This window comes from Streptomyces sp. STR69 (assembly GCF_024519455.1).
GTDB lineage: Bacteria > Actinomycetota > Actinomycetes > Streptomycetales > Streptomycetaceae > Streptomyces.
In genome coordinates this window covers 1-15,883 of sequence record NZ_JALJRY010000030.1, presented here as the reverse complement: position 1 = coordinate 15,883, position 15,883 = coordinate 1, and the positions used below count along the sequence as shown (strand labels likewise).

The window sequence follows — 15,883 nt, the reverse complement described above, 5'->3', positions numbered from 1 at the left end:
GGCGGTCCCGCTTCACGATGTCTCCTCCGTGCCTACCAGCCGACGGCGACCAGCAGCCACTGCGGGTCGGCGTGCGAGATGAAGGAGGACTGGCCCGCGACATCGTCGTAAGGGAAGCCGTAGGCAAGCTGGTTGATGGCGTTGTCGTGCCAGAACTTGGCGTAGTAGTTCGCCGGAGCCGCCTTGTAGAACTGCGTCGGGTCGGACTGCTGCGACGCCGGCAGGGTCGCCACATGGCGGTTGAGTGCGGCGCACATGTCGGGGTTGGCGGCGAGGGACGCGGCGCAGCCGAAGATGTCGGAGGTGGCCGCGTTCACGCCCACCGACTGGGCGTAGGACGTGAAGTAGGTGGCGTTGGCGCCGCCCGCGCGGAAGCTCGGGTCGCTGCCGGGAGCGATGATCCGGTACGGCGCCTGCGTCTGGGCCAGCACCTTGAACTGGGACGGCACCGCGTCGGTGAAGCGCTGGAAGGTGGTCGCGCGATCCTCGGCGAACGTGGCCCGGTTCTCACCGACCTCGGTGTCGTAACCGTCCTTGCTGTGCAGGCGCATGGCGAGCTTGAGGCCGAAGGCGTCGACGCGGGTGGTGTTGCCGTTGAAGACGTTGCTGCCGACCGTGAACTCGATGAAGTCGTAGTAGGAACTGGTGGGCGAGCCCAGGTAGAAGTACATCCGGCCCGCGGAGTTGGCGGGCATGTCGAGGTAGGGCTGCTCGGCGATGGAGTGCGTCTGCCCGTTGAAGCTCCAATACACCTGGCTGTCGGGGTACTTGCCGTTGGTGCGGTTGAGGATCTTCACCTCCACGGCGTTGTTGGCCGCCGGTATGTCGCTGGTGCTGCCCCAGAAGTCGTCGGGCGGGGTGGTGCTTCCGGGGCCGTAGACCTGGAACTCCCAGAGGGAGTAGCCCCATTGGGTGGCCCGGGCGGTGCCGTACACGCGGACGTAGCGTCCGCTGCCGGTGAGGGTGATGTTCTGGGTGCCGCCGGTCGAGGTGGTGGTGGAGTAGACGGTGGTCCACGTGTCGGCGTCGGTCGAGGTCTGGATCTGGTAGCCGGTGGCGTAGGCGGTCTCCCAGTTCAGCGAGACGCGGGTGAGCTGCTGGACGGAGCCGAGGTCCACCCGTATCCACTGCGGATCGGCGAAGGCGGAGGACCAGCGGGTCCCGGTGTTCCCGTCGACGGCGGCGCTCGCCGGGAAGGACGCGCTCTCGGTCGAGGACGCGGTGGCGGGCCGCCCCTGGGACAGGAGTTGGTCGGCGGCGCGGGCGGGCGAGGGGGTCAGGGCGGCGAAGCAGGCGACGATCAGGAGGACGACCAGACCGAGAGCCGTACGGGAGCGTACGGCGGCGGGTGAAGGTCTGGCGGATGGGCCGGCGGAAGGCTGCATGGGGGGTCTCCTCAAGGTTGGGAGCGCTCTCCCCGGGTTGTAGCCGCGCCACTGCCCGGCGTCAACAACTGAAGCCGAACTCACGGCAGTTCGGGGTGACACCGCGTATTGCCGCGGCGTTCCATTCAGAACCCGACCGCAAGGTGGGCCTCAACTCGCCTTGCTCTTCCATGACTTGACGCGTCTGGTATGGACCTGATGGTGAAGTCATGTGGCGGGACAGGGTGGTTCGAAGTCCGTCGCCGTGAAGTACCTCGCCCATTCGGCTCTGGTGATCCGTGGGTACGCGGTGTCGCAGACGCGGGCGGCGACCCTGTCCGGGTCGGTGTTCCACAGCCGGATCGTGAAGTCGTTGCCGCCGGTGGCCAGGGTGTCGCCGTGCGGGCCGAACGCCACGGCCGGCACCGGGTTCGTATGGCCGCCGAGGACGACGGGAGCAGTCGTACCGCCTACGTCCCACAGCAGGGCCTTGGCGTCGGCGGCGCCGGCGACCAGTCGGCGGCCGTCGGCGGAGAAGGCCAGCGCGTAGAGCCAGGAGCCGTACGCCCGTAGCCGCTTCGCCCTCGGCGGGCGGCCGAGGTCGCCGATGTCGATCAGCCAGACCGTCCGGTCCGGCCAGTGGATCGCGGCCAGGCTCCGGTTGTCGGGGCTGAACATGCCGTCGGTGAGCGGCTCGGACCGCAGTGGGGAAGGGAGTTCGCGGGGGTTGCGCGGCTCGCCGATGTCCCAGAACCGCAGGGAGCCGACGTTGCCCGTGCTCGTCACCAGCGTGCGGCCGTCCGGCCGGAACGACGCCATCGTGACATCCGGTCCGCCTTCGGCGATGCGGCTCAGCGGCCTGGGACGGTCGGGGTCGGTCAGGTCCCACAGGCCGGCCCCGTGCTGCGCCCACACGACCAGCAGGTGGCCGCCTGGTCCGAAGCCCGCCCCCGCGACCTCGCCGGCGCCGCAGGGAACGACCGATCTGAGCCGGGGTCTGCGCGGGTCGGTCACGTCCCATACGCGGACGGTCGTGTCCTCGCTCGCGGTGACGAGAGTGCGCCCGTCCGGGCTGAAGGCCACGGACCGGACGAATTTGGTGTGTCCGCGCAGGACCGCCAGCGGCCACAGGGCCCGGCCGCCGGTGACCCGCCAGAGCCGTGCGGTACCGTCCCAGCTCGCGCTGGCGAGCACATGGCCGCCGGGAGCGAACGCGAGGGACGTGACGACGTCGTCGTGGGTCGCGAGCGACAGGTCCCTCAGGTCCAGTAGTCGGTCGGCGTCGGCGAGCACGCGGCCGTCCGGGCTGAATACGGCCTGGTAAGCCCCTCCGGGGATCGCGCTGACGCGCTGGGGACGGGCCGGTTCGGTGAGGTCCCAGAACAGGGTGGACCCGCCGACCGAGACGAGGGTGCGTCCGTCGGGGCCGAACGCCACCGACCAGACGATCGCGGTATGGCCGAGCAGGACGGTCGGTGGCCGCCGTATCAGGGGACCGCCGTCACCGAGGGGCCAGACCCGTGCGGTGTGATCCCAGCTGCCGGTCGCCACGGTCCGGCCGTCCGGGCTGAACGCCGCCGAGGTCACGGTGTCGGTGTGGCCGCGCAGCACGTCGAGTGGGCGCGGCTGGGCGGGATCGGTGACGTCCCACAGCCTGGCGGTGGTGTCGCCGGTGGTCAGCAGCGTGTGCCCGTCCGGGCTGAACGCCGCCGAGGTGACCGCGCCGGTGTGGCCGGTGAGGGTGGCCAGCCATCGGGGATGCCGGGGATCCCGTACGTTCCAGAGCCGGGTCGCGCCGTCGGTGTGGCCGGTGGCGACGACATCGCCGGCGGGCCGGAACGCCACCCACATCGGCGCGGCCGGCTGATCCGGCAGGGTGCTCAGCGCGGCGGGGGCCCGCCGGTCCGTCACGTCCCACAGCCGCACCGAACCGTCGCCCGCCGTCGCCAGGACGCGACCGCCCTGCCCGAACGCGACCGACACCATCCGCCAGGGCTGGCGCAGAACCGCCAGTTGGACGGGCCGGTGGGCGTCGCGCACGTCCCACAGACGGACCGTGCGGTCCCAACTCGCGGTGGCCAGCAACGAGTTCCGGGGCGCGAAGGCGGTCGAGACCACGTCGGAGGTGTGGCCGGCGAGGCGGCTCGTGTACGGCGTCGCGAAGGTGTTCATGAGCTGATCGCGGACGTCGGCCGTGGGGGCCAGCCGGTACGCGGCCAGGTTCAACTGCGCGGCCAGCGCCGGGTTCTGCTGCCGTAGCTCGGCCGCGTCCGTGGCGACCTTGCGTGCGACGGCCACATTGCGCTGCCGTACGGCCGAGTTGCGCGAACCGACGGCCAGCACACCGGTGGTGACCGCGGTGAGCACCAACACGGTGAGCAGCGTGACCAGTTGGCGCAGCCGGACCGTCCGCCGTCTGACCGCCGCCAGCTCGCCGGCCTGTGCGTCGCTGCTCGCGTCGAGGAAACTCCGTTCCCTGCACGTCAGTCGGCCGGCGTCCGCGACGACCAGGTCCAGGGCCGCCGACAGACGGGCCCCTCGCCACACGGCGTGCGGGTCGCGGCCGTGCGCCTCCCAGCCGGCGGTCGCGTCGGTGAGCTGCCGGTGCAGGAGCAGCCGCTCCCGGTCCTCGGTCAGCCAGCCGCGCAACCTCGGCCAGCACCGGATGATCGCCTCGTGGGTGATCTCGACATACCGCTCGTCGAGGGTCACCAGCCGTTGCCTGGCAAGGGATTCGAGCACGAACGCGGTGTCGGGGCCCGGGTCCAGTTCGTCCGGGGTGATACGGCGTCTGGTGTCCTCGGTACCGTCGCCCAGCGCGGTCAGCCGCAGGAACAGGGATCGCGCGAGGTCCTGCCGGACCGGCGACAGCGCCCGGTAGGCGGTCTCGGCGGTCTGCGCGAGCGCGTGCTGGATGCCTCCGGCCGCGAGGTATCCGTCGAGGGTGAGGCGGCTGCCGCTGCGGCGGCGCCAGGTCTCCACCATCGCGTGCGAGACGAGGGGCAGCGCGCCCGGCTGGCCGGTCGCGTCCGCGACCACGGCCGCGAGCAGCGGGCCGGTCACCGTGCAGCCGGCGAGCCCGGCCGGGCGGGTGATGGCCTCGCGCAGCTCCTGGCTGCTCATCGGGCCCACGGCGAGCTGGGCGTCGCGCATCGCCTCGACCAGCCGGGGGTCCTGGACGCAGTGGCCGTAGAAGTCGGCGCGTACGCCGAGCACCACCCGGGTCCGGCTGGTCGGCGCGGTGGTGGCGGTGGTCAACAGGGCGATGAACGCGTCGCGTTCGGCCCGGTCCCGGCAGAGGGTGAAGACCTCCTCGAACTGGTCGGCCACGATGAGGGTGTCGATGTCCGGTGCGCGGTCGACCGCGGTCTGCCGGATGCGCAGGTGCAGCGCCTCGGGGTCGTGGCGCAGTTCGGTGATGAGCGCGCCGGGTGCCTCTCCCGTCAGCGCGGCCAGGCGGACGGCGCACTCCTCCAGGGGGTGGGGGCCCGGCGTGAGGAGCAGCACCGGCCAACCCGACGCCCGGGCACGAGCGACGAGCCCCGCCCGCAGCAGCGAGGACTTCCCCGACCCGGACGGCCCGAAGACCGTGAGAAACCGGCGGTCGCGCAGGCGCGCGAGGGCCTCGTCGGTCAGTCGCTCACGTCCGAAGAACCGGTCGGCGTCCTCCGGTTGGAACGCGGACAGCCCGACGTACGGCGTGCCCTGCCCGCAGTCCTCACGGGGCTCGCCGCCCTTCGCGCTCGCGGCGATCTCGGCGGCGACGGCATGCCAACGGGACTCCCACGCACGGCGCTCGCCCTGGCACGCCTCGACATAGGCGAGCGTCACGCCCAGGCTCGGGAACGTGCGTCCGCCGGCCGCGTCCGACAGCGTCGTGGACGAATAGTGCGCCTGCTTGGCCATCGTCCGGTACGGCGGTCCGCCCGCCTTCTCGCGCAGTCTCCGCAGGTCGGCCGCGAAGCACGTCAGCGGACCGCCGTCCAGGTCAAGCGGCCGTTCGGCGCGTGGCATGCCGTTCCCTTCCGGAGGCCTTCCGGGGCGCCGACGGGCCCCGGTTGTCCGGCCGTTGATGTCCGGCGTCGACGGCCCGGCGCCGGACAACGCGCGGCGGATAGCCATGGGTCAGCGCAACCGCGCACCGACCACGCGGAGGAACAACATGAAGGCCACGAAACGACTGGTACCGCTCCTGGCGGCGATCGGGCTCGCGATCGGCGGTGCCTTGACGGCCCCGCCGGCCCACGCCGCGGCACCCATGCTCACGTCCCACCTGGACGAGCGGTGCGCCGACATCTTCATGTTCCACAATGAGAACGGCGCCTCCACCGTGACGTGGGACTGCACCGGCAACACCAACCAGCAGTGGCGCTGGGACGGCGAGCAGATCCGTTCGAGCATGAACGGCAAGTGCCTGGAGATCTACGGTTCCAATCCCGGTGACCAGGCATCGGTGGACCTCTGGGACTGCAACGGCGGCAGCAACCAGAGGTGGTACTGGAGCGGCAGCGAGCTGCGCAGCCGGATGAACGGAAAGTGCCTCGACATCCTGGCGGGCCGGTCCGGCAACGGCCAGCTCCTGGTGACCTGGAGCTGCAACGGAGCGAAGAGCCAGAGCTGGAGCCTCTGAACGGCGGCCCGGCCCGGCACCCGAGGTGCCGGGCCGGGCCACGGTCGTTCGCGCACGGCACTCGCGTCGATCACACACGGGACGAGAGTCGCGCACCGCGGATGAGCCGCGGTGCCGAACGGAAGGCTGTCACTCGAAGAGGTCACTGGCCCGCGGCCGTGGCCGTCCGCCGTCGGAGTTCCCGCGGGTCTAGTGTCTGTCGAATGAGCACAGACGATGCGAACCGGCGGTGGACACGGTCCATGCCCGAGGCCTACGAACGCCACCTGGTGCCGGTCTTCTTCCGGCCCTTCGCCATCGACCTGGCCGCCAGGGCGGCAGCGCTGCGGCCCCGCACGGTCCTGGAACTCGCCGCCGGGACCGGGGCGTTGACCTCGGCCCTGCTCACCGCCGTGCCCACGGCCTCGGTGGTGGCGACCGACCTCAACGAAGCGATGGTCACCGCGGGCTCGGCACGGGAACCCCGTGCGGACTGGCGGCAGGCGGACGCCCAGGAGCTGCCCTTCGAGGACGGCAGCTTCGACCTCGTCGTGTGCCAGTTCGGGGTGATGTTCTTCCCCGACAGGCCCGCCGCCTACGCCGAGGTGCGCCGGGTCCTGGCCCCGCAGGGGCGGTTCCTGTTCAACAGCTGGGGCCCGCTGGCCTCGCACGGGTTCGGGGCCGCCTTCCAGACCGCCCTGGAACAGTCCATGCCCGACGGGGCCCCACCGTTCCTGAAGGACGTGCCCCACGGCTACTCCGACCCGGCCGCGGTCACCGCGGACCTCACGGCCGCCGGACTGACCCTGGCCACCGTCGAGGAGGTCACGCTGGACGGCGTCGCGGAGTCTGCCGCCTCCGTCGCCACCGGGTTCCTCACCGGCACGCCGGTGAGCGCCGCCGTGCAGGCCCGCGAGGACGCGCAGGCCCTCCAGGCCGCCGTCACACAGAAGATGACGGACCAGCTCGGCACCGGCCGTGTCACCGCGCCGATGACCGCGACCGTCTACACGGCGCACCAGTAGGCAGAGCCCTCCAACAGGGTGCGAAAGGCGGCCTCAGCAGCCCGGCACCGGTCGTCACTCCGGCCGCCGGACGCGGTCGAGGACGTCGCGCAGTTGGGCGCGGCCGGTGATGCCGAGCTTGGGGAAGATTTTGTGCAGGTGGAAGCCGATGGTGCGGTGGGAGAGGTAGAGCCGAGTACCGATGTCCCGGTTCGTCAGGCCTTCCGCTGCCAGTTCGGCGATCTGCAACTCCTGCGGAGTCAGGTCGGCCAGCACATCGTGGACGGCGGGAGGTGCCACGGCCACGCCCGCCGCGCGAAGTTCCGCGGCGGTGCGCTCGGCCCAGGGGCGTGCGTCCAGTCGTTCGAAGATGTCGAGGGCGGTGGCGAGGAGGGGGCGTGCTTCGGCGGTGCGCCGGCGGCGCCGTAGCCACTCGGCGAAGTCGAGGTGGGCGAGGGCGTGTTCGAAGGGCCAGCCGGCGCCGGCCTGGTCGCCGATCGCCGCACGGAAGCGGGACTCCGCGTCGTCGGGTTCGCTCAGCAGTGCCGAGGCGCGGTGCACGATCGCGGCCAGACGAGCGGAGCGCTGCTGCTCCAGGGTCCGCTCGGCGGCGTGGAGCACTGCGCGGGCGTCGTCCGCCTGTCCGGCCCGGACGGCTGCGGCGGCGAGATCGGCGAGGTAGTAGAGGGAGGCGTGGTAATGGACGGGTGCCGGGTGGGCGTCCTGGGTGAAGGTGCGGCGGAGTTGACCGTACGCCGTCTCGTGGTCGCCCTCCGCCAGGGCGGCCAGGGCGAGCGCATGACGGTGACGCACGTACAGGCTGCGGGACTTCCGCAGGTCCCGGCCGCGGACGGCGTCGTCCACCTGCGCCCGCGCGCCCGCGCTGTCCCCGCGAGCGGCGCGCAGGGTGGCCTGGAGGATCGGCGATCCCACCATGACGTTGTCCGCGCCCGCCTCCGTCGCCGTCCAGAGGGCCTCTTCGGCGGCAGCCTGCGCCGCGCTCCAGGCTCCGCTCTCGAAGTGCGCCAGGGCCAGGGCCTGCGCGACGGTGCAGTTGGCGCCGGCCGTGGCGGCCCGGCGCAGTTGGTCCATGGCCCGGTCGAGCAGGCGTACGGCCTCGTCGGTCTCGTCGAGGATCCAGGCCGCGCCACCGAGTGAGACGAGGCCGGTCAGGGAGCCGTCCGGCAGGGCGTCCACGGCGTGGTGCAGGCTCTTCAGGGTCTGCTGCCGGTCCGTGAACGGCCGGACGGCCGCCCGCTGCCAGACGCGGTCGGTCTCGTCCGGCTGCCGGGCGATGAGGCCGTTGATCCGCTGGATGTCGTGCCGGTAGCGGGGATCGCCCGAGTTGTAGGCCGGGGTCGCCGCGGTTCCCAGGGCGTTCAGGGCGAGGGCCGGTGCATGGGCGGCCATGGATTCGGCGACGGGGAGCAGGAAGGCCAGGGAGTCGTCGTGCCGCAGGGTGACAGCCAGCGACCAGCCGGCCCGCAGGGAGGCCTCGGCGAGGAGCTGGGGGTCGTCCGTGAGGCCGTCGACGCGGCACGCGATGTCCCCCACCCACTGCGGGTGCCCCGCGTACATGGCCGACGTGGCCGCGGCGAGCAGGCGTCGGGCTCGCTCCTGCGGATCGGGGGTGAGTTCGGCGGCGCGTTCGAGGGCGGTCGCCGCGGCGGCGTGGCCGCCGCGGTGCTGGAGGCGTTCCGCGCTCTCGGCCAGGGCGCGGGCGACGTCTTCGTCCGGGCCGAGCGCTGCCGCGGCGAGGTGCCAGGCTCGGCGGTCGGGTTCGTGCGCGAGCGCGGCGGCGAGGGCGAGGTGGGCCTCGCGGCGTTCGGCGAAGGAGGCGGCCTGGTACACGGCGGAGCGGACCAAGGGGTGGCGGAGTCTTGCCCGGCCGCCGTCGACGCGCACGAGCCCCGCCTGCTCGGCGGGTTCCCAGACTTCCGGTCCGCCCGCGTCCGGTACGTCCGAGAGCTGTGCGGTGCCCGCCGCCGCCACCAGGAGCAGGGCTCGTCGGGTCGTGGGCGGCAGTGTGGGCAGGTCGGCCGCGAACAGGTGCACAAGGCGAGAGGTGAGCGGCAGCGAACCGAACGGGCCGAGGTTGCCGCCGTCGGGATCCCTGGCGAAGGCCCGCGCGAGTTCGATGAGGGCGAGCGGGTTCCCGGCTGCCTCCTTGAGGATCTGTGACCGGACCCGGCCCCGCGGCGGCTGCGGCTGCCGGTCCAGCAGGAGCCCGGCCGCCGCCCGGTCCAGCGGACCGGGCGTCAGATGCGGGAAGTCACGGTCGAAGCGCACGGGCACCGCTTCGTCGCGTGCCGCGAGCAGCAGGGCGGCGGGTTCCTCGTCGAGCCGCCGGGCGACGAAGGCGAGCACGTCCAGCGAGCCGACGTCCAGCCACTGGGCGTCGTCGACGGCTATCAGCAGCGGACGCTCCGCCGCAGTGTCCGAGAGCAGAGTCAGCACCGCGGTTCTGATCAACAGCGGTTCGGGGGCCGGTAATCCGTCGGCCTGATCCATGCCGAACGCGTGGCGCAGGGCGTCGCGCTGACGCGCGGGAAGCCGGTCGACGCCGCCGAGCACGGGACCCAGCAGCTGATGCACCCCGGCGAAGCCGAGGTCCTGCTCGCCCTCGCAGCCCCGTACCCTCAGCACGCGTCGGCCGCGGTCCGAGGCCGACGCGGCGGCCAGGTCGACCAGGGTGCTCTTTCCCGCCCCCGGCTCGCCGGTCAGCACCAGCACCTTGGGACCGTCGCCGTCCACGGCGTCGACCAGCCGCGTGATCCGTGAGATCTCACGTTCCCTGCCGAGGAGCGCCGACCCGTGATCCTGCTCGGCACCGAAGTCACCGACGTCCATGAAGTTCCGTTCTCCCCACCGCTCGTGTCCCATCCTGCCAGGGCCCGCGCGCATGACTGGTCACATGACAGAAGCGCTGCTCGTCGCTCCCCTGACAGCGTCCTGTCTCCGGGCTGAGCACAGTGATCGGGAGTACAGCGGTGGGTGGGGAAGCGGACGTCGACCGGATCCTGCGGGGCGTGGACGGGCCGCGGTCCCTGCTGGTGCTGGGGGACACCGGCACCGGCAAGACCCGGCTGCTCCGGATCGCAGGCAAGGAGGCCGGGGAGCGCGGGACTCGCGTTCTGTCGGCGCGTGCCTGCTCGTCGGAGGCACAGCAGTCGTACGCCTGTCTGCACCAGCTTCTCCTGCCGGTGCGGGACGAGCTCGACGCCCTGCCGACTCCCCAACAGCGCGCGCTGCGCGCCCTCTTCGCGCCGACGGCGGACGACGTGCCGCCGGAGGGAACGGTCCTGGCCATCGCGCTCCTGACGTTCTTGGCCCGGCTCGCGCGGACCGGACCGGTCCTGCTGACCGTCGACGACCTCCAGGACTGCGACCACGCCTCCCTGGCCGTCCTGTCCTTCGTGACACGACGACTCACCGATCCGTCCGTCTCCGTGCTGTTCTCGGCACACGGCGAGACTCCCCCTCCGGGCGTCCCCTCCGACCTCGCCGTACTGTCTCTCGGTCCCCTGTCCCCGCGGGCGGCGGCCCGGCTGCTGGACGCGCTGCCCGGTGCGCCCACCGGACGGGCCAGGCTGGAGCTGCTCCGGCAGGCGGAGGGCAATCCGCTGGCGATCATCGAGCTCAGCCGTGCCGGGGAGCGGCCCTGGGGCATCCAGCAGATGTTCGCGGCGCGGCTGGACGCGCTGCCGGAAGAAACACGGCATGCCCTGCTGTACGCGGCAGCTGCTCTGCCGCAGGAGCAACTCGGCACCGTCATGGCCTCGTTGGGCTCCGACGACCTGAGGGTGTGGGCCCCGGCGGAGGCGGCCGGACTGATCACGGTCACCGGGGGAGGACTGACCTTCCGCAATCCGCTGACGCGTACGGCGGCCTACCACCGGCAGCCCGCGCAACTGCGCCGGCGGGCCCACCGGGATCTGGCCGCCGTATCCACCCACGGCCCCGCGCACCTGGCCACGGCCGCGGTCGGTCCGGACGAGTCCGTGGCGGCGGCCCTGGAAGCCGCGTCCGTCCGGGGTGACCGCTTCACCGCGGCCCGCGCACTGGAGCAGGCCGCGCTCCTCAGTCCCCGCGACCACGACCGCGCCCGCCGTCTCGCCGCGGCACTCACCGCCGCGAGCGACGTCGGAGACCCGGCATGGGTGCGCGAGCTGTACACGGCACTGGGCCGGACGAACCGGGACCCGGAACTGGTCGGTGCCGCGGCCTGCGCCATGGGTGGGGCGCTGTCGTTGCTGTCGTTCCAGCGCGAGGCGTTCGACCTCCTGCTGGAGGCGGCGCGGCAGACGCAGGAGAGCGACGGCACGACGGCCTTCGCCCTGGCGGCCGTGGCGACGGGGATCGCCCGCCAGTCCGGACTCCCGCAGCACTGGCGGCAGTTGGGGTCCCTTCTCGGCCGGACGGACGAGGACGGCGGGCAGCACACCGACGTCCTCGCCTCCCTGAAGGCCCTCGCCGCGACCACGACCGGTCCGAGCCGGTCGGCCCGATTGCTCACGACCGCCTCGCTCGCCCACCACACCGACGAGTCGGACCTGTGCGCGGAGCAGTTCCGGCAGGCGGGCGAACTCCTGCGCGCGCAGGGTGCGTTGGGCCCGTTCGCCTGGGCCGTCGCGGTCCAGGTGGAAACACTCCTGGATCTCGGCCGCTGGGCCGAGGCCGAGTCCCTGATCGAGGAGGGGCTCTCGTACGCGGCCGTCCATGGGTGGACCCGCGTCGAGATGGATCTCGAAGCCCTGGGGACGACGCTGTGCGCGCTGCGCGGCGAGAGCGTGCCGGGCGCCCGGTTCACCGGCCCGAACTGGCGCTCCGTCAGCCTGCACGAGAACCGTGCCACGCATGCCCGGATGCTGCGGGCCTGCGGTCTGACGGCCATGGTCCTGGGGGACGGGGACGGCGCCTTCCGGCACCTGCGGACGTTGTTCGCGGACGACGGCGATCCCCTCGACCCCTTCCTCTCACCCCGCTGCGTCGCCGAACTGGCCGTCGCCGCCCACCGCACGGGCCGGCGGCGGGAAGCGGCGCACGTCCTCGCGCGGGTCCGGCGAAGCCAGGGCGCCCGGCCGACGACCCGGATGACGCTGCTGATGCACCACGCGGCGGCGCTGGTCGACGAGGACGCGGACCCCGAGCACCACTTCCAGCTGGCCGTGGTCAATCCGGAGGCGGCCCGCTGGCCCCTGGAACGGGCCCGGGCCCGCCTGGACTACGCGATCTGGCTGCGCCGGCGCAGGAGGCCGCTGGAGGCCCGCGCCCAGCTGACCGTCGTACTGGAAACGGCCACCCGGCTCGGCGCCCGGCACCTCGTCGAGTCGGCCCGCGGCGAGCTGCGCGCGAGTGGAGTGGCCGAGGCTCCCGCATCGACGGATCCGCTGGGCGAACTGACCGCCCAGCAACGGCAGATCGTACGGCTGGCCGCGGACGGTCTGTCCAACCGCGAGATCGGCGAACAGCTGTTCCTCTCGCCGCGTACCGTGGGCTCGCACCTCTACAACGTCTATCCCAAACTCGGCATCAGCAGCCGCCACCAACTGCGCGATCTCCTCGTGTGCGAGAAGTGACGGGGCGAGAGGCGGTTGTCGCATGGAACCGGACGGACGGCACCCCTCTTCGCCGGCGCTCGATCCGTTGGTGCAGCGCCTGGTCGAGGCGTCCTCGGCGCCGCCCTTTCTGCACGAGCTGTCGCCGGCCGCCGGCCGACAGGCCCTGACGGAGTCCCAGGTCCACCGGGTGGAGGACTTCGCGGTGGACGCCTCCTTCCAGGTGTCACCCGTGGGACCGTCCGGGCTGGTGGGCTTCTGGATCTTCAGACCGGCCGGAGTCCGCGGGCCGCTTCCCTTCCTCCTCTACGTCCACGGCGGCCGGTGGATGCTGGGAGACGCGCAGACCCACGCCCGGCTCATCAGCGAGCTCGTGCTCGGCGCGGGAGTGGCCGCCGTCGTACCCGAGTACAGCCGCGCCCCCGAGGCCCGCTACCCCGTGGCCGTCGAGGAGTGCTACGCCCTCATGGTCTGGGCCGTCCGGCACGCGGCCGAACTGGAGCTGGACACCGGCCGGCTGGCGGTGGCCGGGGACTGCGCCGGCGCCACCCTGGCCATCGCGCTCACCATGCTGGTGAAGTCGCGCGGTGGCCCGAGGATCCGTGCCCAACTGCTCTACTACCCGATCACCGACGCACACTGTGCCAGCGCCTCCCAACGGCAGTTCGCCGAGGGGTATCTGCTCACCCGGGAGGCCCTGCGCGGGTACTGGCGGCAGTACAGCGCCGATCCCCGTGACCTGGCCGAGCCGACCGCGTCCCCGTCGCGCGCCGCCCCGGCGGAGCTGGCGGGGCTGCCGCCGGCCCTGCTGATCACGGCGGAGGCCGATGTGACGCGGGACGAGGGTGAGCAGTACGCGGAGCGGCTGCGCCTGGCCGGGGTCGCGGTGACCTCGACCCGGTTCCTGGGCACGGTCCACGACTTCGTCTCGCTGTCCGCGCTGCGTGACAGTCCGCCGACGCGGGCGGCCGTGCGGCAGGGCGTCGCCTTTCTGCGCGACCTGCTGCGTGGCGAGGACCAGTCGACCGACTGATGCGTCCGCCCCCTGGCCGAAGGCACGCTGACGGGTATGTCAGCCCTCTACGATTCCTTCACAGGGAACGACCCCACGGTGAGGCGACGCGGCCAGGTGCTCTCCACGAGTTCCGTACCGGCCGGCGAAAGTCTGGAGTTCTGGCACGACGCCGTGCTCGCCACGCTGGTGGGGATGGACATCGCCACGGAGAGCGGGACGTACGACGCCACGATGCGTACGGACCGACTGGGCGAACTCCAGATCACCACGGTCGACTGCGATCCGGGAGAGGTACACCGGGCCCCGCGCTTCGTCGCCCGCGGCGACGGCGGGCAGGTGCTCGTCGCCGTACAGAGCAGCGGTACGGCCCAGGTCGAACAGGACGGCCGGTACACCGAACTCCGTCCCGGTGACCTCGCGTTCTTCGAGACCGTCCGTCCGTTCCGCACGCGGTTTCCACAGCGGTTCCAGCTGAAGATCTTCGCCGTACCGCGGTGTCTCCTCGGCCAGCCGGAGGCGGCCCTGGGACGGATCACCGCGCGGGCCCTGCGTCCGGTGGCCGGGCTCTCCGCCCTGCTCTCACCGTTCATGTCACGTCTCGCGGACACATCCGAGTCCTACTCCGGGCCGGTCGCCGAACGGCTGGCCGAGAGCGCCGTGGGCCTGCTGGCCGCAACCGCGGCGCAACAACTGGGCGAGGAACCGGCCGACCTGCCCGGCGCCGACCGGGTGCTCCTGCTGCGCATCCAGAGGTTCATTCGCTGGCACCTGGCGGAGCCGGGTCTCACACCCGCGGTCGTCGCCCGGGCCCATGGCATCTCGACGCGGTATCTGCACCGGCTGTTCGAGCAGGAGGGCACGACGGTCGGCTGCTGGATTCGTGGGCTCCGGCTCCAGGAGTGCCGCAGGGAACTGACCGGCGCCGCGAGCATGGGCAGCGTCGCCCGGCGCTGGGGGTTCAGCGGCACCGCTCACTTCGGACGGGCCTTCCGCCGGGAGTACGGCATCTCCCCGACCGACTGGCTGCGGGACGAACGGGCCCGGCGCTTCACGGAGGAGCACTGGTGCCGGGCCACTTGACCGCCGTGGACGGGCTGTCGTCGTGCGAGCAGGCTCTGTCGACGGCGTACGGCTGTCTCGACCTGGTCGCTCGTTCGGACCCGGAGTCCTGGCGGGGCTCCCTCCAGGTGCTGCGACTGGGCACGCTTCAGCTCGCGACCGAGGAGTCCGACGCCGTGAGGGTCGTCCGGACTCCGCGGGGCGCGGCGGCCGACGGCCACGACCACGTGTTCGCCCGTCTTCAACTCGACGGCCGGGCCCGGCTGTTCCAGGAGGGCCGTTCGGCGGACCTGTACCCCGGAGTCCTGGCCTTCTACGACGCGAGCCGGCCGTTCAGCCTCGTCCTGCCGGAGCACCAGCGGGCGCGGGTCCTGATGGTTCCGCGCCCGCTGCTGCGGCTGGGCGACGCGGAGATACGGCGGGTCGCCGCGAAGGTCATCGGCGACGCACCCGAGGGACCGGCCGCGTTCCTGCTCCCGCTCCTGTCCGGGCTGGCGCAGCAGATCTGCGAGGACGCACCGACCGCCCGCGAGGAGCTCGCCCGCGCCGTCGCCGACCTCCTCGCCACCTTGGCCGCGGATCGGCTGGCCACCACGGAGCCGGCCGGTGCGGGGGAAGCCACGCTGTTGGACCGCGTCAAGGCCACCATCGAGACCCGCCTCGGTGAGCCCGAGCTCTCCCCTCAAGCACTCGCCGACGCGCATGGTGTCTCCCTGCGCTATCTGCACAAGCTCTTCCACGAGCAGGACACCACGGTCGGCGGCTGGATACGCCGGCGCCGGCTTGAATCGTGCAGAGCCGAACTCGCCCGTCCCACGGCGGCCGACCGGACCATCGCCGCCGTGGCAGCCCGGTGGGGGTTCGTCAGCCCCGCCCACTTCAGCCATGCCTTCCGCAAGGCGTACGGCATGACCCCGGCGCAGTACCGCGGGCAGCGGCCGGGCGGCTGACGCGGTTTCGACAGCCCCCCGCGGATGGAACTGCCGTGAATTCCGCGGCAGTTCACGTCCGACAGCGCACGGCGTCCCCCTCAGGCGCACTGCCGGGTCAGTTCCTGTGCACTGCCGGACCGGCTCCGGTGCGCTGTCGCGCAATGTCCGCCGATCCCGCGGTCCTAACGTCCTGACCGAGGTCCCGACAGATCTCATCCGAAACCGAGGAGAAGCACATGTCCGACACCGTCGAACCGGTCCAGCCGGTGCTGGAGCCGGCGGCAGCCGCCTTCGCGGAGGCGACCGCGAACCCGCCCTACCTCTTCGACCTGCCCCCGGCGG

At 72.4% G+C, this 15,883-nt stretch carries 9 protein-coding genes and 1 pseudogene; 7 read left to right on the top strand and 3 right to left on the bottom strand.

What is annotated here, in order from left to right:
• Nucleotides 1-32 precede the first annotated feature (32 nt).
• Nucleotides 33-1,385, bottom strand: coding sequence for a beta-1,3-glucanase family protein (locus tag OC490_RS38900; RefSeq protein WP_262062762.1), 1,353 nt, complete (start codon nucleotides 1,383-1,385; stop codon nucleotides 33-35).
• A gap of 207 nt (nucleotides 1,386-1,592) precedes the next feature.
• Nucleotides 1,593-5,378: a hypothetical protein gene (locus OC490_RS38895; protein WP_262062761.1), complete on the bottom strand. Its 3,786-nt coding sequence runs from the start codon at nucleotides 5,376-5,378 to the stop codon at nucleotides 1,593-1,595.
• Nucleotides 5,379-5,526: 148 nt separating this feature from the next.
• On the opposite strand from OC490_RS38895, the gene OC490_RS38890 reads away from it, so the two are divergent.
• Nucleotides 5,527-5,994 carry an RICIN domain-containing protein gene (locus OC490_RS38890; protein WP_262062760.1) on the top strand — a complete coding sequence of 156 codons (468 nt, stop codon included), beginning with the start codon at nucleotides 5,527-5,529 and terminating at the stop codon, nucleotides 5,992-5,994.
• A 203-nt stretch (nucleotides 5,995-6,197) separates the two neighbouring features.
• A complete protein-coding gene (locus tag OC490_RS38885) occupies nucleotides 6,198-6,998 on the top strand; it encodes a class I SAM-dependent methyltransferase (RefSeq protein WP_262062759.1) in 801 nt (266 codons plus the stop codon).
• 54 nt (nucleotides 6,999-7,052) lie between these two features.
• Here OC490_RS38885 and OC490_RS38880 read toward each other — a convergent pair whose 3' ends face one another.
• Nucleotides 7,053-9,827: a helix-turn-helix transcriptional regulator gene (locus OC490_RS38880; RefSeq protein WP_262062758.1), complete on the bottom strand. Its 2,775-nt coding sequence runs from the start codon at nucleotides 9,825-9,827 to the stop codon at nucleotides 7,053-7,055.
• A 140-nt stretch (nucleotides 9,828-9,967) separates the two neighbouring features.
• Here OC490_RS38880 and OC490_RS38875 point away from each other — a divergent pair, with 140 nt between their 5' ends.
• The 5 genes and pseudogenes from OC490_RS38875 to OC490_RS38855 all read left to right on the top strand — a co-directional run.
• Nucleotides 9,968-12,556, top strand: a complete 2,589-nt coding sequence (locus tag OC490_RS38875; protein ID WP_262062757.1) for a helix-turn-helix transcriptional regulator — start codon at nucleotides 9,968-9,970, stop codon at nucleotides 12,554-12,556.
• Nucleotides 12,557-12,578: 22 nt separating this feature from the next.
• Nucleotides 12,579-13,568, top strand: a complete 990-nt coding sequence (locus OC490_RS38870; RefSeq protein ID WP_262062756.1) for an alpha/beta hydrolase — start codon at nucleotides 12,579-12,581, stop codon at nucleotides 13,566-13,568.
• A 96-nt stretch (nucleotides 13,569-13,664) separates the two neighbouring features.
• Nucleotides 13,665-14,630 carry a helix-turn-helix domain-containing protein gene (locus OC490_RS38865; RefSeq protein ID WP_410099233.1) on the top strand — a complete coding sequence of 322 codons (966 nt, stop codon included), beginning with the start codon at nucleotides 13,665-13,667 and terminating at the stop codon, nucleotides 14,628-14,630.
• A complete protein-coding gene (locus OC490_RS38860) occupies nucleotides 14,615-15,559 on the top strand; it encodes a helix-turn-helix domain-containing protein (protein ID WP_262062754.1) in 945 nt (314 codons plus the stop codon). The genes OC490_RS38865 and OC490_RS38860 overlap by 16 nt, the downstream gene beginning before the upstream one ends.
• A gap of 218 nt (nucleotides 15,560-15,777) precedes the next feature.
• A pseudogene (locus OC490_RS38855) lies at nucleotides 15,778-15,883 on the top strand (esterase); the annotation flags it as partial.